This window comes from Bradyrhizobium sp. GW821-FHT12B03, from assembly GCF_058807535.1.
Map to the genome: position 1 here is coordinate 315,098 of NZ_JBXAQU010000003.1, position 20,249 is coordinate 335,346.

The following is a 20,249-nucleotide window of genomic DNA, read 5'->3' on the forward strand; positions in this document are numbered from 1 at the left end:
AAACGGTCGTCTTAATCGAGAAGGTCGGCTTGGAATGGTGGCATGTCGGTGAGGGCAACAACTCTGCAAGGAAGAGTCGCAGTCGTCACGGGTGCGGCGCAAGGGATCGGTTTTGCGATTGCGGAGCGTTTGAAGCTGGAAGGAGCACGGCTGGTGCTGGCAGATCTCGATGAAAGGCTGGCGAATGTGGCGGCAGATCGGCTGGCGTCGACGGAGCTCGGCCGTCCAACGGTCTGCGCGGGCGATCTTGCGGACGAGCGTGTCGCACGTGTCCTGATCGAAACCACCGTAAGACAGCACGGTAAGCTCGACATTCTGGTCAACAACGCCGGCGGCGGAGTCATTCAGCCGTTCGTCGATCATACGCCAGAGTCGCTGCGAACCACCGTCGATCGGAACCTTTGGACCACCGTGTGGGCCATCTATCATGCCTTGCCTGAGATGCGTCGCCACAAATACGGACGTGTCGTCAGCGTCGGCGCAGACTCGGTTCGCAACGGATTGTGGAACCATGCGGGTTACAATGCAGCCAAGGGTGGAGTGCACGGCATGACCACGGGTCTTGCACGAGAATTCGCCCTAGACGGCATAACCTTCAATGTCGTCGCGCCGTGCATTGTGAATACGGAAAACGTCCAAGCGGCGATCGCCAGATCCCCTGACGCGATAAAAAAATATGTCGATGTCGTGCCAATGGGGCGGCCGGCAGAGCTGGCGGAAGTAGCGTCCATGGTGGCCTATCTTGCTTCTTCCGAAGCTTCCTTTGTTACCGGCCAGGTCATCAGCGTGAACGGTGGGAGTACTATGCTGTGATGCAGACGGAGAATCGCAATCTGGTCGAGATGTGCAGCGTTGCGGATGTCGTAGAGGGTGAAATCAAGGGCGCCGCTCTGCCAAGCGGCGAGCGGATCGCTCTCTATAATTATGCGGGCAAGATCTACGCGACATCGGATATATGCACTCACGGAGAGGCGTCTCTGTCCGAAGAAGGACTTCAGACGGGACGAATCGTCGAGTGCACCTGGCATTTCGGAACGTTCGACATCACGACGGGAAAGGCGGAGACCTCACCTTGTACCGTTCCGCTGAAAACTTATCCGGTTCATATCATCGATGGAAAAATCTATGTCGAGTCCTAAGCGAGGTTCGCAAAAAAGCAGCAAGACCGGCACCAGGGTGCCGACCGAGCGTCGTACCCAGGCCGAGCGCCGCGAAGCAACCCGCAAGCTAATTCTCGACGCGACAGTTGAGACCATGATGAAGCTCGGCATCGCTGGTCTGCGGATGGAGGACGTTGAACAGCAAGCAGGCGTATCCCGCGGCGCTCTGCTGCATCATTTCGCGACCAAGCAGGACATGGTCTTTGCGACGCTCGAGTACGTCAACGAGCGGTCTTTAGAAAGAAGCCGTGAGAGAACGCAGTTCGCAATGCGTGCGCGCAGCGTCGCTGAAGTGATCGATGCCGTGGTTGCCGACGCTACGGAGTTCTTTTTTGGTCAGGGATTTTTTGTCGAGTTCTCTCTGGCTTTCCAGCAAGCCGTTCCTGAGCTCAGGCGCGCGACCAACCGGTTGTCGCGCACTTCCAGATTTGCTGTTGAAGAGAGCTGGCGCGAGGCTCTTGAGAGCCAGGGATTGCCGTCCGACATCGCCAGTGATGTGCTTGACCTCACGTTGAACGCGGTTCGTGGCTTTTTCGTTCGCCGCTTTCTGGACGACGATCCGTCGAGGCGGGCGCATCTGATGAAGGTCTGGCAGGACATGGTTCGCTACTATCTGGTTAATCGCTTGGGTGAGGAGCGTCTTGCAAAAAATGTCCCTACTCGCGAAACGTCGACCGGAGTGAAGACACGACCGGTTGCGGCTATCGCCGTGATCGGCTCGTCCGGCACGCGGAAGGGGTCGAAGACCTCGGCTAAGCCGAGAAAGAAAGGCTCATGACACAAATTCCTCTGGCACAAGTCTGCTACGTGCGGCTCGGGACGCGGGAAGTCGAGCAAAGCGCTCGGTTCGCAACCGACATTCTCGGGCTGCAGCGCGTACAGACGGATAACGGCGAAGCACTATTCAGATCGGATGATCTCTTCCATCGCATTTGTCTGACACACGGGGCCGCGGATGAGCAGAGCGTCGGACTAGAGCTGCCAGACGAATCCTATCTTGAGCCGGTGAAGGCTGCGTTGCAGCTCCGTGGCTTTCCGGTCCGCGAAGCTACGGCCGAAGAATGCAAGCGTCGATTTGTTCGTCAGGCGATTATCACGGCCGACGGATCAGGAAACGCGATCGAACTGGTCACTAGGCCGGCGCGAAGCGGACGCCGCTACTTTCCGTCGCGCGATGCGGGCGTCGTTGGATTCCAGGGGGTAGGCCTGCGATCCACCGACATGGAACGCGACACGGAGTTCTGGACGGGTGTTTTCGATGTTTCTGTCAGCGATCGCGTCGGCGAGGTGACGTATCTGCGGATCGATTCGCGCCATCATCGCATTGCGCTATACCCTTCAAAACGTAGGGGCATTCTCGACGTTTCGCTCGATGTCGAAAGTCTGGATTGCGTCATGCAAAGTCATTATTTCCTGCGTGAACGGCAGATCAAGATCGTTCATGGTCCGGGAAAGGAAACCGCCTCGGATCAAATGTTCCTTCGCTTTGAAGGTCCCGAGGGGCGCGTATTCTCGTACGTACACGGGATGCGCGAGATCGACCCGAAAGTCCGCCCACGTCAGTTCGAGTCGAAGCGCGATTCTTTTTGCGCGTGGGGAAGCGAGTGCACCGATATTCCCGAATTGGCACCACCGTCGTCGATCTGAGGTCGGCACACTGGCAAGGAGGCTTACATGATTGAACTAAAGGAAATCACGTACGTGAGGCTGGGGACGCCGGACCTCGAGACAGCGGAATCGTTTGCCACACGGTGCCTCGGCCTAGAGGTTGGAGATCGTAGCGCAAAGGGCCTCTATCTCCGCTCGGACGACAGGGCACATACGCTGTTCTATTCGGAAGGCGATCCCGCGGATCAGACCGTTGGTTTCGAGGTTGAAAGCGAAACGCAGCTTCAGGCGGCAGCCGGAACACTTGAGGCGCTTGGCCATCCAGTTCACGCCGGAACGCCGGCGGAGTGTGCGTCCCGCATGGTCAAGGCCTTTATCGGATTCAAGGACCCGACCGGCAATCAAATCGAGCTGGTTGTGAGGCCCGCACGCAGCGGTAAGCGATACTTCCCAACACGCGACGTCGGAATTACCGGCTTCAGTCACGTGGGACTGTTTACGACCGACCCGGTGCGCGACGAGAAGTTTTGGACGCAAGTCTGTAACGCACGGGTAAGCGATCGCATAGGCGACATCGCGTTGATGCGGATTACGGCCATTCACCATACGCTGGCGATGGCGCCCGGGAAGAAGGCGGGAATCCAGCATGTCAATCACCAGGTTGCCAGCAATGATGATGTGCTGCGGTCCTATTATTTCCTGAGCGACCAAAACGTGCCGATCGTCTTCGGCCCCGGTCGACACCCCACGTCTGGAGCGCGATTCCTGTACTTCGAGGGACCGGACGGCATGACATTCGAGTATTCGGTCGGCGTCGACGAGATTGAGGATGAGGCGACGCATAGGCCTCGCAGTTTCGGATTCGAGCCAAGTAGCATTTGCATGTGGGGCGCAAAACGCGTCGCGCAAGGCAACTGAAGAGAGGGGATCGAACAGACGCCGCGCGGGCGCAATTGCGACGTGAATTGAGCCGGGGACGCGAAGGACTGCCCTCGATGGCTTAGGCCGTCGCGGCGACTGAATACACACCTGTTCGACAGAATAACGGCCAAGCGAAGGCGCTTAGCCGAAGGGCGAAGCTTTGCGGTGTTTAGTAGTAATTTAGGGAGGGAAGAAGATGAAAAACGCAGTGACACGGCGCGCAATGATGGTTGGCCTCGGCGCCTCAGCGTTCGCCAATGGCATGATCGGACGTGCTCGAGCAAAGGAAAACGATCCCGGTGTCACCGATACCGAAATCAAATTGGGAACGACCTCGCCCTACAGCGGTCCGGCGTCAGCATATGGCGTTTATGGTCAGGCCCAATCCGCGTATTTTCAAATGATCAACGAGCAGGGTGGCATCAACGGACGCAAGATCAATCTTATCTCGCTGGACAATGCTTACAGTCCACCGAAAGCGATTGAGCAGACACGCAAGCTGGTTGAATCGGACGAGGTGTTTGCGATTGCCGGATTCTTGGGGACCGCGCCGAACGCTGCGGTGTCGAAGTATCTCAATTCAAGAGGTGTTCCCAGCCTCTTTTTGACGTCGGGCGCCGAGCGGTTCAACGATCCGAAAAGCTTCCCTTGGATCGTGCCCCTTTACCCGACCTACGTTGCGCAAGGGTCTGTCTTTGGAAAATACATCCTTCGGGTGAAGCCGGACGCGAAGATAGCTGTTCAATATCTCAACGACGATCTCGGAAAGGACTTCCTACGGGGGTTGAAGCAAGGTCTGGGCGCGCGTGCGGCCACGATGATCATCAGAGAATTGAGCCATGAGATCACCGAGCCGACGATCGAGAGTCAGATCGTCGATCTCAAGACGACCGGCGCGGATACGTTCGTGCAACTCTCCACTTCGAAGTTTGCCGCACAAGCCATCCGCAAGGTAGCCAATATAGGCTGGAAGCCGATGTATATAATAAATTCCAACGCGAGTTCGATAGGTGGAACGTTGGTTCCTGGTGGCCTTGAGAATGCGAAGGGCATCATTACCGCCCGATGGGAGAAGAACGTTTCGGACCCGTCAGAGGCGGGAGATCCGGATGTCAAGGCGTACAAGGAATTTCTTCAGAAGTATCTACCGCGTGTCAACGTCGACGATACGACGCCTGTGCCGGGTTACAATAATGCCGCGACCATCGTTCATGTGCTGAGGAAATGCGGCAACGAACTCACGCGCGCTAATCTACTCAAGCAAGCCACCAGCCTGAAAGATTTCGTGCCACCTCTCATTCTGCCGGGTGTACGGGTTCACAACTCACCTACCAACTACGACGCGTTCCATGACATGCAACTCGCGCAGTTCGACGGAACGCAATGGCAGCGCCTCGGAGATATGATCCCGATCGACGGCACCAATTAGGGCAGGCGCGATCGTTCTCCGTGACGATCTTCGAGGCGTGCCCGATCGCGGTACATTTCTCCAAGTGAGGCGACAATGGCTCCAAGACAATCAGATCGTATAGGACCATGTGTCGGACTTAAGGTCCTGGATCTCTCTACCATGGTATCTGGCCCAATGGGCGGCCAGGTATTCGGCGATCTTGGCGCGGATGTCGTCAAGCTCGAGTCTATTTCTGGCGACACGATGCGCGAAGTGTTTCCGCACCACAAGGGACTCAGCGCCTACTTCGCACACTACAATCGAAACAAGCGAAGCGTCGCGGTCGATCTGAAATCCAAGGAGGGGCGGGCGATAGCGCGCAACCTTGCGATCAAGACGGACGTCCTGATCGAGAACTTTCGTCCGGGTGTCATGGAACGTTTGGGGCTCGGTTACGAGAGTCTTCGATCGGAGAACCCGGGCCTGATCTATATCTCGGTCAAGGGTTTCGGCGAGGACGGACCTGATAGAGATCAGCCCGCGTATGATCCCGTCATCCAGGCGCTGACCGGATTCACCATGGCTCAGGGGGGAGCGGGAGACCCTGTACCGATCCGAAATGTCGTGGCGGACAAGATTTCCGCCATGTCCGGGGCGATGTCCGGGCTCGCCGCGCTGTGGTCGCGGGAGCGCAACGGAGGAAGGGGGCAGAAAGTCATCGTGAAGATGATGGACGCTTGGACAGCCTTCATTTCCCAGGAGGAACTGAAGAACTACACGTTCCTGAATCCAGAGGTCTCGCCGGTCCCGTTACGCAATCTCTATCGGACCTTTAAGACGCTGGACGGGTACGTCATGGGATTAGTTATCCAGGACAATCAGTTCCGCGGGCTATGTGAGGTAGTCAGGAGGCCGGATCTGCTGTCCGATATCCGGTTCGAGAAGCTACGCAACCGTTTGCAGAACATCGAACTGTTAAATGAGCAGTTTGCGTCATCAATTGCGGCGATGGCGACCGATGACTTCCTCGCGGGTGCTCGTGAGCACGGGGTGCCCATGGCGAAGATACATTCTCTCGAAGAGTTCTTCGAGCATCCTCAGGCGAGACACAACGAAACCTTTCCAACATTCAATGACCCGGAGTTCGGGGATATCCGTGGTCTTAGTTTCTTTGCCACGTTCGAGGGAACGCCGCTCGAACTACGGTCGCGCGCGCCCAAGCTTGGCGAGCAAACGGACGAGATTCTTGCCGAGCAGGGATTCGCAAGTGACGACATTGAGCGATTACGGGCCGCGCAGGTCGTCCGCTGATCATTCGGGGTACGAAGTCGCAAAGAGCGCACGGGGAAATCGATGACTGACGTCGTAGTTGTAGGTGCTGGACCGGTTGGCTTGATGACGGCCCTGGGACTCGCGCAAGCTGGGGTGAGCGTGACCGTCATCGAGGCGGAGGATAGTATCGTCTATTCGCCCCGTGCCATTTCTTATGCGTGGACGATTCTACCCGCTCTCGAATATTTTGGTGTGCTCGACGACATGCTTGCGGCAGGTCACACCACAATGCAGCGGTGCTGGCGCATCTTCAAGACCGGCGAAACAATCATTCACACGCAGGATATACTAAAGGAGGTCACCGACCGGCCGTATAACCTGACGCTCGGCCAGGATCTTCTCGCCGGCGTCATACTGAAGCATCTCGACCGCTATCCCCACGTGACCGTACGCTGGAGTACGAAGTTCACAGGAATGACCCAGTCAGCGGATGGCGTGACGGTCAAGGCCGAGACCCCCAACGGCGCGATTGAATTGCAGACCAAATGGCTAGTCGGCGCAGACGGTGGTCGCAGTCGAGTGAGGCAGAGCGCCGGACTAACGTTGGACGGATTTACCTGGCCCCAACGGTTCGTGGTGACGAATATCTATTTTGACTTCGAAAAGCATGGATGGAATTCCGGCTATTTGATCGATCGGAAGTACGGCACGATTATCTTCAAGATCAACACGAAAGGGCTCTGGCGCTTCACGTTCTCTGAAGATGCGAGACTGCCGGTAGAAACGGTAGAGGATCGAATTCCAGAGTTTCTCCAGGCTGCGCTTCCTGGCGACAAGAAATACGAGCTCGCGCTACACACTGCCTACAATATGCACCAACGGTCGGCGGCGACCTATCGGGTCGGTCGGGTTTTGTTGGCAGGGGATGCAGCCCACGTCACCAATCCAACAAGTGGATTTGGTTTGATGGGAGGACTGAATGATGCATTCGTGTTGAGCGAAGCCCTCGCCGCGGTAGTGCAGGACGAAGCCGACGACGAAATCCTCGACCGTTATTCCGAACTTCGCAAGAAAGTATTCGACGAGGTGACGTCGCCGATATCGACGGCAAGCTTCAGGCTCGTGTTCGAGTTGGATGATGAAGTGACGACCGCGCGTATCCTTCAAAATATCCGGGATCGACCGAAAGATCGGGAGGCCATGCTCAAATCATTCATGATGCCGAGCGCGCTCGAGACGCCTTCATTGCTGATCGGCCAGACTTTTGTGCAGAGACTCAAATCGAAGGTATCGGCCTGAGATGGGTTCCGCAGTTGAAAGTCTTTGCAAAAGGCTCGCCTCCGCCGACGAGCCTGAGGTTCGTATTCTCTGAATCTAAATCGTTTGTTCAATCCGCTTTAACAGTCAAGGCGCGGCGAAATGGAGAAATGCTATGGATTTCAACCTTCCGTCAGAGGACGACCCTAGGCGAGTTCCGATCCGACAGTGGTTCGAGGCGAACCCGTCGCCGAGTTATGCGGCGATGGCGAAGCAAGGCTATGTCGTACCGCACTGGCCTGCGCCATGGGGCCTTCAGGCAGAGCCGGAACTGCAGTTAATTATCGATCAGGAGATTGAGCGGGCAGGTATCACGCACCCGACTAAGGTTAACGCGATCGCGGTCAATCAATGTGGCCAATCGCTACTGACGTACGGGACCGAGGAACAGCGCCAGAGGTTTCTACCGGGAGCGCTGGCTTGCACGGACAAATGGTGCATGTTGTTCAGCGAGCCATCGGGCGGCTCGGACCTCGGCGGACTGCGCACAACGGCGCGTCGGGAAGGCGAGCACTACATTATCAATGGTCAGAAGACCTGGAATTCGCTGGCCAACAAGGCAACGATTGGCGTTTTGATTGCTCGCACTAATCCGGACTTACCCAAGCATCGTGGCCTATCGGTGTTTCTTATCGATATGAAGACGCCGGGCATCCAGATCCGTCCGATCGTCGATATGACCGCCGAGGAGCCTGAATATAACGAAGTGTTCCTGACGGACGTGCGCGTTCCTGCGGACCGCCTTCTCGGCAAAGAGGGCGAGGGCTGGCGCATCGTGATGGAGCAATTGCAGACCGAACGGATGGGCATGACCATGCCGGGTGCGGTATGGGGCAGCGGCCCGACGGCTCGCGAACTCGTAAGCGGCTTGATCGAAACCGGCAAGATCAGGGATCCGCTCATCCGCGATGAAGCCGCACGACTATATATCGAAGGCGAACTTCTGCGGCTATTAACCTACCGTAATCTCAGCAATCGCATCAATGGCAAGCCGGCGGGGCTCGAAGGCAACATAGGCAAGATGGTGGCCTCACCGCACGGTCAACGCCTGTCCGATCTCGCCAAGCGTTCCCAGGGGCCCGCCGGAATGATCCGTAACCCGGAAGTGCTGCCTCTGCCCAATAAGAAGAAGTATGGTCTTTTCGACAATTGGGACTATGCCTACTGGTTTGGCCCGGCCGCGACCCTTGGTGTCGGCACTCAGGAAATTCTGAAAAATTCAGTCGCCGAGCGGATGCTGGGATTACCGCGTGACGTGGATCCAACAGCAAGCACGCCTTTCAACCAAATCGGCCGGACACCGCTCAAGGCCGCAGGCTAGGTACGCGAAGGTGAATGGAGCACGACAATGAACTTTGCGTTAAGCCCTGAACATGAGTCGCTGCGGGATGCGGCGCAGGCTTTCTTGTCCAAAGAGGTCAACCTATCGAAGCTGTTAGTACCTGGCGCCACGATCCACAACGCCGAGTATGATCGCAGCTGGGCTAGGATGGTCGAACTCGGCTGGCCCGGCATTGTCGTCCCCGAGGCGTTCGGCGGGCTCGGTATGAGCTACCTCGACCTGGCGATGGTCGCAGGAGAGATCGGGCGTTCGTTGGCGCCGGCGCCCTTATTTGGAACACTGGCGGGCGCGTGGGCAATCGAGAAGGCGGGTTCGGACAAGCAGAAGGCGGCTCTGCTGGGTGCGGTCGCCTCTGGCAGGCTAAAGCTGGCGCTGGCTGTCTCGGATGAGGATGGCAGCCCTGACGGACCGCGTTCAGATACAGGAGCCGTGTCAAGCGCGAGCGGATGGCAACTGACCGGTAGCAAATCCTTTGTCGTCGACGCGGATGGTGCCGACAAGATCGTCGTCGCGGCGGAGGCCGATGGGGCGCGAAAATTCTTTGTGGCCGACCGCAACGCAAAAGGGATAAGCGTCGAGGTACTCGAATGGCGCGACATCACGCGGCAGGTGTGCTCTGTGCGGTTTGATAACGTAAGCGCCGAGCTTTTGGCCAAAAGCGATGCACAGACTTGGCCATGGGTGCGCGACCGGCTGTATCTCGTACTTTCCGCGGAAAGCGCCGCCGGAGCGCAAAGAGCTCTGGCCGATGCGATCGACTACGCCAAGCAGCGTCTCGCCTTTGGTCGACCGATCGGGTCTTTCCAGGCCATCAAACATCAACTGGCGGAACTTGCCGGGCTTAGCGAATGTGCCACTGCAGCGGTGCACTATGCCGCTTGGGCCCTGACGGAGAACGACGCCCGTGCCTCGCTTGCCGCCGCAATGGCCCAGAGCTATGCGAGCGAGGCCTATCGAGAGGTCACGCACCGCAACATTCAAATCTTCGGCGCCATTGGCTTCACCTGGGAGATGCCGAATCATCTTTACTATAAGAGAGCTCGCGCAAATGCGGAGTTGTTGGGCGCCCCGCGACACCAGCGCGAACAGCTGATCCGTTTGCTCGAGCAGGATCCAGATATTCTAGCTGCCTGAGTCTCGATTACCGCGCGTATCGCCAGATCCCGATGAATGGTTCGACGCCGTATCGCCTCATTCGCAACTTGCCGGAAGCCAAAGCGCTCCGATCGGAAGTCTGATTTCCATTGACTACATCAGAGGTAGCGCCATCAGGTCCAAAATGTTCGACGATCGCGAGTCGACGGAAGCGAGAAAGCCAAAGACCGATGGGGCACAGAGCATCCGTCGTGCGCTCACTGTCCTGAAGACGCTCGCGCTCAGCGGTGACGTCGGAGCGGCGCTTGGCCCGATCATCGACGCTACGGGTTTAAGCAGATCAACCGCCCATCGAATTCTGCACGTATTGGTAGAAGAGGGAATCGTGGAACAGAGGCTTGGTACCAAGAGGTACGTTCTCTTGGGAGAGTTTCTGACGGCTCTCTTGGACCAGCCGCTCCTGTCGCCGCTTATGCAGGCTGCGGAGCCCCAAATTCGTCGTGTCGCCAATATGATTGGCGACACAGTGTATCTTAGTGTGCTCGACGGAGCTGACATGTTGTGTGTCGCTCGCCGCTTGGGTAGTCATCCCGTACAATTGCTGATGCTTAAGGTGGGAAGGAGACTTCCACTTGGTGTTGGAGTTGGCAGTATGGCAGTGTTGGCGACCATGCCAGAGAGCGAGCGCCGGGAACGTTTGATTGCAAATAGGGATCATCTCGCTCCCTTCGCGTTCGACTTGACGAGAGCGATGAAAGCCGCCCGCAACGTAGAAGTCAGGGGATACGCTTTGCGCGAAGCCGGCTTACCTTCGGGCACGCGTTGCATTTCGGTCGTAATACGATCTACGCCCTACAGTCCCGTCGGGGCTCTTACCGTCGCAAGCACAAGCCAACGGATCCCTCTCGTTCGCGTGGCGGAACACGTTCGAATACTGAAGAGCAGCGCGTTGACGATTGAGAAAACGGTGCAGGCGGGATGACCTAAACCTTCCGGCGATAGACTGATTTCAGCCCGGCTAAGGGGCGAACATTGTAGAATTGTCCTGCTCTATCGCGACGATTGAATCACCGCTCGCCCGGAGTGGAAGAAAGAATGTCCACCATGTGGGAAATTATAGCAGGCTTTTGTTGACGGTTATTACCCTCGATGGGAGCGTGCTTGAGCGCTGGGGCCGCTGCTTGCTGGACCAAGCGTCACAAACGAAGGGCGCGCGGTTCAGCAGCTGCACCATCGATTGGCAAATTGCGGACGCTCATCCGAAATGAAGCGTCCCATGAGGGATGGGAACCGATGACCATATTGCAGCGCGTTGAACCGGTCTCGAGCTATGCCGACCTCGTCGAAGAAGGTCGGGTACACAGCTCGATCTACACCGACCCGGCGATCTTCGAGGCGGAGATGGAACGGATTTTCCATCGCACATGGTTATGCGTCGGTCATGCCTCGGAAATTCCGAACCCGGGCGACTACCGAGTGCTGCTGATGGGGCGGCAGTCCGCGATCATGGTACGTGGCCACGACAAGGCTGTCCGTGTGCTGATGAATCGGTGCCGGCACCGCGGCTCCACGGTGACCTCCGACGAGCAAGGCTGTGCGCGGCGTTTCACTTGCCCTTATCACGGCTGGTCCTATGACAACACCGGCGATCTAGTCGCGGTTCCTGAAGCGAATGGATATGACAACTTGAACTTCGCCGATTACGGGCTCACGCCGGCGCCCAGGCAGGGCATCTACCGCGGCTTCGTATTCGCCAGCCTCGCACCCTCCGGCCCAACGCTGGATCAGCATTTGGGACTGGCCAAGGCCTACATCGATATCTTCGTCGATGCCTCACCTAAAGGAGAAATCGAGGCGCGCTCCGGTTCGAACAAGGCCTTCTTTCGCGGCAACTGGAAGTTCTTTGGCATGGACGGATATCATCCCAGCATCCTCCATAAGACGTTCTTTGACATGTCGAGCCGCAACAGGCCGGGTGGCCTGCCTGCGATATTTGGCCGGGCCTACCTTGATGAGTCGGGCAACCTGACGCGCGACGTGCTCAACGGCCACGTCCTGTTGGACGTCTCGCCGGTGCGCCGCAACAACTACGAGGCCTATCTCAAATCTCGCCGGGGCTCGCCGGGGTTCGATGAATACTACACCGCCCTGATCAATGCCTATGGCCAGGAAAAGGCCGATGAAATGATCATCTGGGGCGGAGACCCGCATGTCGGAATCTATCCGAACCTGCAACTGATAGGCGCGCAGATTACCATCATCCGTCCGATTGCGGTGGACCACACCGAAACGTTGATATTCCCGACCACGCTCGTTGACGTTCCGGAACCTATCAACCAGCAGCGTCTCCGCGCCCACGAGGCGTTCTACGGCCCCGCAGGCCACGGTGTACCCGACGATGCCGAGGCGTCGGAACGGACGCAACGTGGCCTGATGGCCACGGTCGATCCCTGGATATTGCTTTCGCGTGGCCTTCATCGCCAAAAGATCGAGCCGGATGGTTCGATCGTCGGAGCGATAACGGATGAGGTGACCCAACGCGGTCAGCTTAATGAATGGAAAAAGTGCATGTCCGGGGCGATCTGATCATGGCGAGTATTGCTGACACGGTGGCGTCGCCTGCGACTGCGGCATCCGGCGATCTGACCCAGGAAGACTCATTGCGGCTGCTGCGCCGGGTCGAGGAATTCCTCTACCGCGAAGCCAGATGCGCCGATGAGAACCGCTACGACGAATGGTTGGCCCTTTGGGACGAACAAGACGCACACTATTGGGTTCCGGCCAACACAAACGACATGGATCCAGCGCGCCACATTTCGATAATCAATGAGAAGAGGCGTGAAATCGAGGAGCGGATTATACGATTGCAGAGCCGGGCGGCCTATTCGCAGCATCCCAAGTCACGGATGCTGCGAGTTGTCAGCAATGTAGTCATCGACGGCGTATCAAAAGACACCGTTGATGCTTCGGCGAGCCTCATGATCGCCGAATTGAGAAGTAGTCGGCAGGACCTTTTTGCCGGCCGTGAGTACGTGTCGCTCAAGGTGGTGGGCACGGGCTTCAAAATGATCCGCAAGAAGGTCACCCTCATCAACAACGACGATTACATCGATAATCTAAGTTTCATTGTCTAGGAATTGAGCGCCCGGCTGGTAAGGCCTTCACGCGCCTCTGCGCTGCTTTGTTACCGAAACCGGTTCGTACAATGTGCCGGTAATAAATATCGTCGACTGTAGTGGAGGAGCAGATGGACCAGCAGGCGGATATCGATCGCGTGCCCGAAGATATCGCCCGCGCCGTGCTTGACCCGCGCGCCTACGGCGAATGGCACGACCTCCACCAGAAACTGGCAACGCTTCGGCGGGAGCATCCCTTCGCACGAGCGGATCTCGAAGGCTATGATCCGTTCTGGATCGCGGCAAAGTTCGCAGACATCCAAGAAGTCGCTTTGCGCAGCGAAGTATTCCTGAGTGGCCTGGGCGCCATGCAGTCTCGCAATGAATTCGAATTGAATGCGGCGTCCCGCAGCATGTTTCGCAGCGTCGTTTCAATGAATGCGCCGGAGCACCCCAAGTATCGGCTACTGACTCAGTCCTGGTTCCAGCCCAAGAACATTAGCAACCTGGAGGGGCGGTTTCGCAACCTCGCCAAGATGCATGTGGAAAGGCTCGCCGCGACCGGCGGTGAGTGTGACTTCGTCCGCGACGTCGCGGTGCACTACCCGCTGATGGTGATCATGTCGATCCTGGGCGCCCCCATAGAAGATGAGCCCTTGCTACTGCGGCTCACCCAGCAGTTCTTCGGCAATAACGACCCCGACTTGGCGCGGAATCCGGCGGTGGAATCACCGGAAGAGGTCGCCAAGGCCAGGCAGCTGGTTGTGGAGGAGTACTTCGGCTACTTTCTCAAACTGGCGCAAGCGCGCCGCCATGAACCGACCAACGATGTAGCGAGCGTGGTCGCCAACGCGACGATCGACGGCAACCCGATCAACGACGCCGATACGCTGGGCTATTACATCACGATCGCTGTCGCGGGCCATGACACGACTTCTTCGACAATCGCCAACGCCATATGGGCGATGGCCGAGCGGCCTGAACTGCTGTCGGCGGTGAAATCCAACCCTGCGCTGATCCCTAACCTGATCGAAGAGGCGGTGCGCTGGACTACGCCGGTCCTTCAGTTCACCCGCACGGCCGCACAGGACTATACAATCCGCGGCCAGAAAGTCGCCAAAGGAGACAAGGTGATCCTTTGCTATCCGTCCGGCGCCCATGACGAAGAAGTTTACGAAAGCCCCTTTGAGTTTCGTCTCGACCGCCCTCAGAAGCGGCAGATCGGCTTTGGCTATGGCCCACACATGTGTCTGGGTATGCATCTGGCGCGAATGGAAATGAGTATCTTCTTCCAGGAGCTGTTGCCCCGGCTGCAGACGCTTGAGCTTGCTGGCAAGCCCAAGCGCACTATTGGTAACTTCGCGGGCGGACCGAAGTCGGTTCCGATCCGCTTCACGCTCGGGGCTGTAGCATTGTGATCTTCGGGGCCGGCATCATCGACACATCGCAGATCAAGTCGTTCATAATCTAAAGGATGGGGACCAATGCTCAAGAGAATCGCTGTGCTGTCATCAGCTCTGTTGGTAAGTATGGTCTGCCCGGCTCTTGCGCAGAAGAAGTACGATACCGGTGCGAGCGACACCGAAATCAAGATCGGGCAGACGGTGCCCTATAGCGGCCCCGCCTCGGCCCTCAGCATCATCGGGCGAGTGCACGTCGCCTACTTCAAGATGATCAACGATAAAGGAGGCGTGAACGGAAGAAAAATAAATCTGATCTCTCTGGACGATGCCTTCAGCCCGCCGAAGACGGTTGAGCAAACCCGAAAATTGGTCGAGCAAGACGAAGTGCTGGCTATTGTTGGTTCGGTCGGCTCTCCGACGGGTCTTGCTGTCGCCAAATACTTGAACGGCAAGCAGGTGCCGCAAATCCTGTTGGGCGCGGGCTCTCCCAAGTTATCGGATCCCGCCACCTATCCTTGGACAATGCCGTTCCTAGTGACGCAGGAGGTCGAGGCAAGAATCTATGCTCAGTACATTCTTGACAACAAGCCTACCGCAAAGATCGCGGTTCTTTATCAGAACGACGATACAGGCCGGAATTACCTAAACGGGCTGAAATCCGGACTCGGTGAAAAGGCCGCCACGATGATCGTAAAGGAGTTGAGCTACGAAATAACCGATCCCACGATAGATTCCCAAATTGTCTCGTTGAAGGCATCTGGTGCCGACACTTTTCTTCAGGGTACCACACCCAAATTCACCGCGCAGGCTATCCGCAAGGCCTTCGAAATCGGGTGGAGGCCGCTGCAGGTTGCTCCAACGGGCGGTTCGTCGATCGCGACGGTCTTGCGTCCCGCGGGCCTGGAAGCATCGACTGGCCTCCTCACTTCCATTTTCTTGAAGTTTCCAGGCGATCCGACCTGGGACAATGACGCCGACATGCGCGATTATCTCGCCTTCATGAAGCAATGGGCGCCGGCTGAGCCATTTGATGATGCGGGGGCGGTGATGGCATATTCGACTGCTCAGATGACCGTCGAGGTAATCAAGAATTGCGGAGATAACCTGACGCGCGAAAATCTCATGAAGCAGGCGGTGAGCGTGAAAGGGCTTCAATTATCGATGTTTCTGCCCGGGATCAAAATTGACGTGTCGAAAAACCATACGCCCTGGCATACGGCAAGGATGGGGCGGTTCGACGGCACCAAGTGGGAGCTTGTCACCGATATTGTCGCGGCGCGGTACTGATGCTGCGCGCTGCTGACGCTATCGTCATGAACGGATGAGGTAAAGGCACTCTCGACATTCCGAACGAACCTAGAGAGGACTGCCGGCCGAGCATACGGTCACGTTAACGAGAAAACTCAACCTCGACGGCGATATGACCGTGTCTGACAGCGAGGACTACGCTCTTCATTCGCAGAAATGCAATCTGCTTTCCACTAGCGGAGGTGACCGCGTGAGATTTGGGTCGGAGGGTGCGCGCGGGACTATTTTATGTGGCGCAGCATTATTCCCGGTCTGTAGGCGACACCTCCATGCTTAGTCATTGGGGGCAACGCCGGGTACTTAGAAATCGCATTCTGGCGAGCCTATCCCCACCGGCCTTTGACTACATTCGCGCCTATCTCCAACCTGTTGGATTGAAGGAGCGGACTGTGTTGCAGGAGGCTAGCAGGCACGTTGAGCACGTTAGCTTCATCGAAACGGGTGTCGTCTCGCTGATGACGCTCGCAACCGGAAGTGTCCTTGAAACCGCGATGGTGGGCTCACGCGGGGTCACACCAGTGTCAGTCATTTTCGGAACCAGAACAAGCGGACATCGGTCAACAGTACTCGTTGCCGGAACCGCGTTAAGGATTTGCGCTGACGACTTGGAGCGCTCAATGCGTGAGTGTCCGGAGATTCGGGAACGGCTCCTGCGATACGTGCAATCACTTATGATACATGGTTCGCAGATCGCGCTATGTGGCGTGCGACATCACCTCGAACAGCGACTGGCATCCTGGCTTTGCTTGACCTGCGAAGCACTGGACGGCGATGTACTCCCGATAACACATGATCACCTTTCCTTAGTTTTGGGATTCCGTCGAGCAGGTGTCACTGAAGCGTTGAGGCGATTCGAAGAGCAGGGATTGGTTCGGAAGACGCGTGGAAGTTTGCAGATACGCGATCGCGTTATGCTTGAGCGACAAGCGTGCTGTTGCTTCCGAATTATTGAAAATGCGTACAAGCCAACAAGCCAATCGCAGCTCTTCGTGCCTGAAATCCCCATTGAACATAGGCCGATATCCCCAGAGCTGTGACCGGTCGGCGATGTAGGCGCGTCATCGCGCTACAGTCCATGACGCATTTCTCGAATGTGCATTGCCGATTCAAGTAACGAGCGGTCGCTTAGTGTCGCGTTGCTTCGATTGTACGAAAACGTACGCTTCTGAGACTCCGAGAGCACATGTTCGCAATTGAACTGCTTCTTCGTCCGCTAGCGTACAGTGTTTCCTCCCAAGTTCTCCGCACAATCAGTCAATGTCATGACGCGATGAGGGGACATTCCCGTTTCGCCACACTCGTTGGATCACAGTCGATCTGCTGCTGAACCGAACGAGGGTGAATCTGGGGGCGAGAGATTTCCTATTCCTAAAGCGCGATCGCGCAACTGCTGGACTGGGCTTCTCGCGATAAAGCAAACTTGGAGGTTTTAAATGAATACGATCAAGAGCCTAATTCTCGGCTCAGCAGCAGGCCTCGTCGCGATCAGTGGGGCAGAGGCAGCCGATCTTCCGGTGAAGGCCAAAGCAATCGAATACGTGAGGGTCTGTTCCCTCTACGGAGCCGGCTTCTTCTATATTCCGGGCACCGACACATGCGTCAAGCTGGGTGGCTATCTGCGCGTGAACACCACGTTCAACGGTGCCGCGTACGGTGGGCCCGCGTGGGCCGGAGATATCGGCGCGCAAGATCGCTATCGCGATTATTGGGGGGCCCGCTCGCGTTTGAATTTCCAGATTGATACGCGCACGGCGACCGAATACGGCGTGGTTCGTACATTCGGCATGACTTCCTGGAATTTCAGCACTTTGGGTAGCACCACCTACAATCCGGCCAATATCAACGCTGTTTCTCCCGTCGGAGGCTCTAATTTGCTTGACGTGCCTGGGGGAGGGTTTCTTTCCGCCGATCTGCTGTTCTTGCAGTTCGCCGGCTTCACTTTTGGTAAATCCACCTCCGCCTATGCGACGCCTTGGAATGGTTATCCAGGCAACAACACGTCCTTCTTGCTCGGCGGCCATGACACCGTTATCGGTGTGAACAATATCCAGTACACCGCACAGTTCGGCAACGGCGTGTCGGCGAGCGTCGGTCTCGATGATCCGGTTGTGTTCAACCGCACCGCGGTCTTCAACCTGGCCTATAATCTCAATGCGATCGGTCTGGGCGGTAATGCCTATGCTGGCGTCCATGCTCCCGATGTTGTCGGCAACATTCGCGTCGACCAGGCCTGGGGTCTGTTCCAGATCTCAGCTGCAGCCCACGAGGTTAGCGGCTCCTACAACTTCCTCAACGGCGTCGCTGCTCCTGCCGGCGCTACCGGCCTTGCAGGCGCAGCTCCAACGTCGTTGTCGGAAATCGGCGGACATCCCGACAGCAAGTGGGGCGGGTCGGTGATGGCCGCGTTGCAGATCAAGAACCTCCCGACCGGTGCGGGCGACGACTTCAAGATCGACGCGACGTATGCGGTGGGTGACACGAAGAACGTGATCTCCACCAGTGGGCCTTCGCCAAGTTTCGCAATGTTCGGCGGCACCGGCCGTGCGGGGGCGTATCAGAGTGTCGGCTTCGGTGCGACAACCGATGCTGTCTGGCTTCCCGCCGGCGCTACTACCGGGCCGTTCGCCGGTGGCGATGGCGTCCTGAAGCTGACCAAAGCCTATGGTATCCGTGGCGCGTTCAACCACAACTGGGATCCGTATTGGTCGACGAGCTTGTTCGGCAGTTACTCGGCTGTTCGTTACGGCGGCACCGTGGGCGATCTGACTACAGCGAAGGGTGCGTACTGCCAAGCCTACACCAACGGCGCCGCCACGGGAGGGCTTGCGGGCAAATCCGCTGACTACTCCTGCAATCCGGATTACAACGTCTCGCAACTTGGTTTGGTCACCCGTTGGACACCCGTCAAGAACCTGACGTTTTCGGCCGAAGTCGTTTGGTTCCACCTCGACCAGAAGTTCACCGGCGCCTCCGTTCTGGCTGCAACGGCTCCCAAGCCGACGGCCGTCTACGAGTACAAGGATCAGGACACGGTGTCCCTCGCGGTTCAAGTTCAGCGCAACTTTTGATCAAACCACACCTTAAACTGGCAGAAGGAGAAATCGCAGATATCTTCGTGTTACCTCCGAAGCCTCCGGCATGCCCGCCGGAGGCTTTTCGGTGATAAGATCACCGCGATCAACGATCAACTTCGGGAGATATTCCATGCGAGGACGCTCCGGATCTACTTCCCGAAATGGATGATCCTGACGGCTATTGCGATCCCTGACGGACCGGGCCTACAAGCGCATAGCGAGCCCGGCTTCCCGGCAATAGGCTCGCAACAATCTATCGGAATTCAGCGATAACGGACTGTATCGAGTGCAACGACAGTTCGTTTTACTCAAGGATCGTCTCGAGACGGCCTGCCTGTTTCCGCTCCCGAGACAAAACTCGCGTGAAGCGATTAGCTTGTTGGCGGCTCCCATGCCCAATAGCGGGCCACGGCGCCTGCGTCCACACGGAGGTCGGTGCCAGTGATCATGGCCGCGTCATCTGACGCAAGGAAAGCGGCAGCACGGCCGTAGTCGCTGGCTACTGGAAGGCGCTGCATCGGGATACGGCGGCGGAAAGTCTCCATGATCGGATGAGCGCCAGTTCCCTGTTTGACGGTGCGCCCCCATCGTCTCGCCCGGTCGTAGGATTCCGATGGATCGGTCGCAGTAGGCGTCAAGCTGTTCACACGAATGCCGTGGGCGGCGAGCTCCATTGCCACCGAGCGTGTGAAATTTAACAAACCGCATTTCGCGGTGCTGTAGGCGACATTGCCTGGCTCGCCCTGATGACCGGCGGTCGAGATTATGTTGATAACGTTGCCGCGAACCTTTCGCTCGATCATTGAGTGTGCGGCGTGCTTAGTGAACAAGAATGCCCCCGTCAGGATGACATCGATTTGCTTGCTCCATTCGATGAGCGGCATGTCCAATACGCCCTTCTTGTTGAAGAAAGCCGCGTTGTTTACCAGGATATCGATCCTGCCGAATGCCGTTTCTGCCTCACGGATAGCTTTGGCAACGTCGGCTTCGTCGCAAACGTTGCAGACGATACCGACTGCCCGGCCACCAGTTCCAACGATGGCCTTTGCGCAATCGGCTGCGTTCTCGGCATTGGTATCAATGCACACCAACGCTGCGCCCTGGGCTGCCAGCTCCTCGGCAATTCCGCCTCCGATGTTCGGGCTCGTACCGGTCACGATGGCGACCTTGTCCTTGAGTCTCACGATTCAACCTCCCTCGTTGTTCCTGCGGGCATTTTCCCAGTTTTGATCAGCCGGCCTAG

The 20,249-nt window shown here is 57.3% G+C and carries 18 protein-coding genes; 17 read left to right on the plus strand and 1 reads right to left on the minus strand.

Annotated features, from left to right (window positions below; translation table 11 throughout):
- Window positions 1-42 precede the first annotated feature (42 nt).
- From AC1RUR_RS08560 to AC1RUR_RS08640, 17 genes are all read left to right on the plus strand, one after another.
- Window positions 43-813, plus strand: a complete 771-nt coding sequence (locus tag AC1RUR_RS08560) for an SDR family oxidoreductase (protein ID WP_492842736.1) — start codon at window positions 43-45, stop codon at window positions 811-813.
- Window positions 813-1,139 carry a non-heme iron oxygenase ferredoxin subunit gene (locus tag AC1RUR_RS08565; protein ID WP_492842738.1) on the plus strand — a complete coding sequence of 109 codons (327 nt, stop codon included), beginning with the start codon at window positions 813-815 and terminating at the stop codon, window positions 1,137-1,139. Before AC1RUR_RS08560 ends, AC1RUR_RS08565 begins: the two co-directional genes overlap by 1 nt.
- Window positions 1,126-1,938 (plus strand): TetR/AcrR family transcriptional regulator, encoded by an 813-nt coding sequence (locus tag AC1RUR_RS08570; protein ID WP_492842740.1) that lies wholly within the window; start codon window positions 1,126-1,128, stop codon window positions 1,936-1,938. The genes AC1RUR_RS08565 and AC1RUR_RS08570 overlap by 14 nt, the downstream gene beginning before the upstream one ends.
- Window positions 1,935-2,807 (plus strand): VOC family protein, encoded by an 873-nt coding sequence (locus AC1RUR_RS08575; protein WP_492842742.1) that lies wholly within the window; start codon window positions 1,935-1,937, stop codon window positions 2,805-2,807. Before AC1RUR_RS08570 ends, AC1RUR_RS08575 begins: the two co-directional genes overlap by 4 nt.
- Window positions 2,808-2,834: 27 nt before the next feature.
- Window positions 2,835-3,686, plus strand: a complete 852-nt coding sequence (locus AC1RUR_RS08580; RefSeq protein ID WP_492842744.1) for a VOC family protein — start codon at window positions 2,835-2,837, stop codon at window positions 3,684-3,686.
- 199 nt (window positions 3,687-3,885) lie between these two features.
- Window positions 3,886-5,118, plus strand: coding sequence for an ABC transporter substrate-binding protein (locus tag AC1RUR_RS08585; RefSeq protein WP_492842746.1), 1,233 nt, complete (start codon window positions 3,886-3,888; stop codon window positions 5,116-5,118).
- Between the two features lie 75 nt (window positions 5,119-5,193).
- Complete coding sequence (locus tag AC1RUR_RS08590) at window positions 5,194-6,390, plus strand: CaiB/BaiF CoA transferase family protein (protein ID WP_492842748.1); 1,197 nt, start codon at window positions 5,194-5,196, stop codon at window positions 6,388-6,390.
- A gap of 42 nt (window positions 6,391-6,432) precedes the next feature.
- On the plus strand, window positions 6,433-7,650 hold the full coding sequence (locus tag AC1RUR_RS08595; protein WP_492842750.1) for an FAD-dependent oxidoreductase: 1,218 nt from the start codon (window positions 6,433-6,435) through the stop codon (window positions 7,648-7,650).
- Between the two features lie 133 nt (window positions 7,651-7,783).
- Entirely contained in the window at window positions 7,784-8,989 is a 1,206-nt protein-coding gene (locus AC1RUR_RS08600) for an acyl-CoA dehydrogenase family protein (protein WP_492842752.1), read from the plus strand.
- A 27-nt stretch (window positions 8,990-9,016) separates the two neighbouring features.
- Window positions 9,017-10,144: an acyl-CoA dehydrogenase family protein gene (locus AC1RUR_RS08605; protein ID WP_492842754.1), complete on the plus strand. Its 1,128-nt coding sequence runs from the start codon at window positions 9,017-9,019 to the stop codon at window positions 10,142-10,144.
- Between the two features lie 145 nt (window positions 10,145-10,289).
- Window positions 10,290-11,087 carry an IclR family transcriptional regulator gene (locus tag AC1RUR_RS08610; protein WP_492842756.1) on the plus strand — a complete coding sequence of 266 codons (798 nt, stop codon included), beginning with the start codon at window positions 10,290-10,292 and terminating at the stop codon, window positions 11,085-11,087.
- A gap of 311 nt (window positions 11,088-11,398) precedes the next feature.
- Window positions 11,399-12,691 (plus strand): aromatic ring-hydroxylating oxygenase subunit alpha, encoded by a 1,293-nt coding sequence (locus tag AC1RUR_RS08615; protein WP_492842758.1) that lies wholly within the window; start codon window positions 11,399-11,401, stop codon window positions 12,689-12,691.
- Window positions 12,661-13,239: an aromatic-ring-hydroxylating dioxygenase subunit beta gene (locus AC1RUR_RS08620; RefSeq protein ID WP_492842760.1), complete on the plus strand. Its 579-nt coding sequence runs from the start codon at window positions 12,661-12,663 to the stop codon at window positions 13,237-13,239. Before AC1RUR_RS08615 ends, AC1RUR_RS08620 begins: the two co-directional genes overlap by 31 nt.
- Before the next feature lie 113 nt (window positions 13,240-13,352).
- The gene (locus AC1RUR_RS08625) at window positions 13,353-14,639 is read left to right on the plus strand and encodes a cytochrome P450 (RefSeq protein ID WP_492842762.1); all 1,287 of its coding nucleotides are present in this window, start codon (window positions 13,353-13,355) and stop codon (window positions 14,637-14,639) included.
- Between the two features lie 66 nt (window positions 14,640-14,705).
- Complete coding sequence (locus tag AC1RUR_RS08630) at window positions 14,706-15,911, plus strand: ABC transporter substrate-binding protein (RefSeq protein WP_492842764.1); 1,206 nt, start codon at window positions 14,706-14,708, stop codon at window positions 15,909-15,911.
- A gap of 692 nt (window positions 15,912-16,603) precedes the next feature.
- Window positions 16,604-16,969: a Crp/Fnr family transcriptional regulator gene (locus tag AC1RUR_RS08635; RefSeq protein WP_492843156.1), complete on the plus strand. Its 366-nt coding sequence runs from the start codon at window positions 16,604-16,606 to the stop codon at window positions 16,967-16,969.
- Between the two features lie 396 nt (window positions 16,970-17,365).
- Complete coding sequence (locus tag AC1RUR_RS08640; RefSeq protein ID WP_492842766.1) at window positions 17,366-19,000, plus strand: porin; 1,635 nt, start codon at window positions 17,366-17,368, stop codon at window positions 18,998-19,000.
- Between the two features lie 377 nt (window positions 19,001-19,377).
- Here the strand turns inward: AC1RUR_RS08640 and AC1RUR_RS08645 are convergent, their stop codons facing one another.
- Window positions 19,378-20,190: an SDR family NAD(P)-dependent oxidoreductase gene (locus tag AC1RUR_RS08645; RefSeq protein ID WP_492842768.1), complete on the minus strand. Its 813-nt coding sequence runs from the start codon at window positions 20,188-20,190 to the stop codon at window positions 19,378-19,380.
- Window positions 20,191-20,249: the final 59 nt, after the last annotated feature.

Excerpts from the sequence above, each read along its gene's own strand:
- AC1RUR_RS08560 (WP_492842736.1), top strand. The coding sequence starts at position 43 with ATGTCGGTGAGGGCAACAACTCTGCAAGGAAGAGTCGCAGTCGTCACG.
- AC1RUR_RS08565 (WP_492842738.1), top strand. The coding sequence starts at position 813 with ATGCAGACGGAGAATCGCAATCTGGTCGAGATGTGCAGCGTTGCGGAT.
- AC1RUR_RS08570 (WP_492842740.1), top strand. The coding sequence starts at position 1,126 with ATGTCGAGTCCTAAGCGAGGTTCGCAAAAAAGCAGCAAGACCGGCACC.
- AC1RUR_RS08575 (WP_492842742.1), top strand. The coding sequence starts at position 1,935 with ATGACACAAATTCCTCTGGCACAAGTCTGCTACGTGCGGCTCGGGACG.
- AC1RUR_RS08580 (WP_492842744.1), top strand. The coding sequence starts at position 2,835 with ATGATTGAACTAAAGGAAATCACGTACGTGAGGCTGGGGACGCCGGAC.
- AC1RUR_RS08585 (WP_492842746.1), top strand. The coding sequence starts at position 3,886 with ATGAAAAACGCAGTGACACGGCGCGCAATGATGGTTGGCCTCGGCGCC.
- AC1RUR_RS08590 (WP_492842748.1), top strand. The coding sequence starts at position 5,194 with ATGGCTCCAAGACAATCAGATCGTATAGGACCATGTGTCGGACTTAAG.
- AC1RUR_RS08595 (WP_492842750.1), top strand. The coding sequence starts at position 6,433 with ATGACTGACGTCGTAGTTGTAGGTGCTGGACCGGTTGGCTTGATGACG.
- AC1RUR_RS08600 (WP_492842752.1), top strand. The coding sequence starts at position 7,784 with ATGGATTTCAACCTTCCGTCAGAGGACGACCCTAGGCGAGTTCCGATC.
- AC1RUR_RS08605 (WP_492842754.1), top strand. The coding sequence starts at position 9,017 with ATGAACTTTGCGTTAAGCCCTGAACATGAGTCGCTGCGGGATGCGGCG.
- AC1RUR_RS08610 (WP_492842756.1), top strand. The coding sequence starts at position 10,290 with ATGTTCGACGATCGCGAGTCGACGGAAGCGAGAAAGCCAAAGACCGAT.
- AC1RUR_RS08615 (WP_492842758.1), top strand. The coding sequence starts at position 11,399 with ATGACCATATTGCAGCGCGTTGAACCGGTCTCGAGCTATGCCGACCTC.
- AC1RUR_RS08620 (WP_492842760.1), top strand. The coding sequence starts at position 12,661 with ATGGAAAAAGTGCATGTCCGGGGCGATCTGATCATGGCGAGTATTGCT.
- AC1RUR_RS08625 (WP_492842762.1), top strand. The coding sequence starts at position 13,353 with ATGGACCAGCAGGCGGATATCGATCGCGTGCCCGAAGATATCGCCCGC.
- AC1RUR_RS08630 (WP_492842764.1), top strand. The coding sequence starts at position 14,706 with ATGCTCAAGAGAATCGCTGTGCTGTCATCAGCTCTGTTGGTAAGTATG.
- AC1RUR_RS08635 (WP_492843156.1), top strand. The coding sequence starts at position 16,604 with ATGATACATGGTTCGCAGATCGCGCTATGTGGCGTGCGACATCACCTC.
- AC1RUR_RS08640 (WP_492842766.1), top strand. The coding sequence starts at position 17,366 with ATGAATACGATCAAGAGCCTAATTCTCGGCTCAGCAGCAGGCCTCGTC.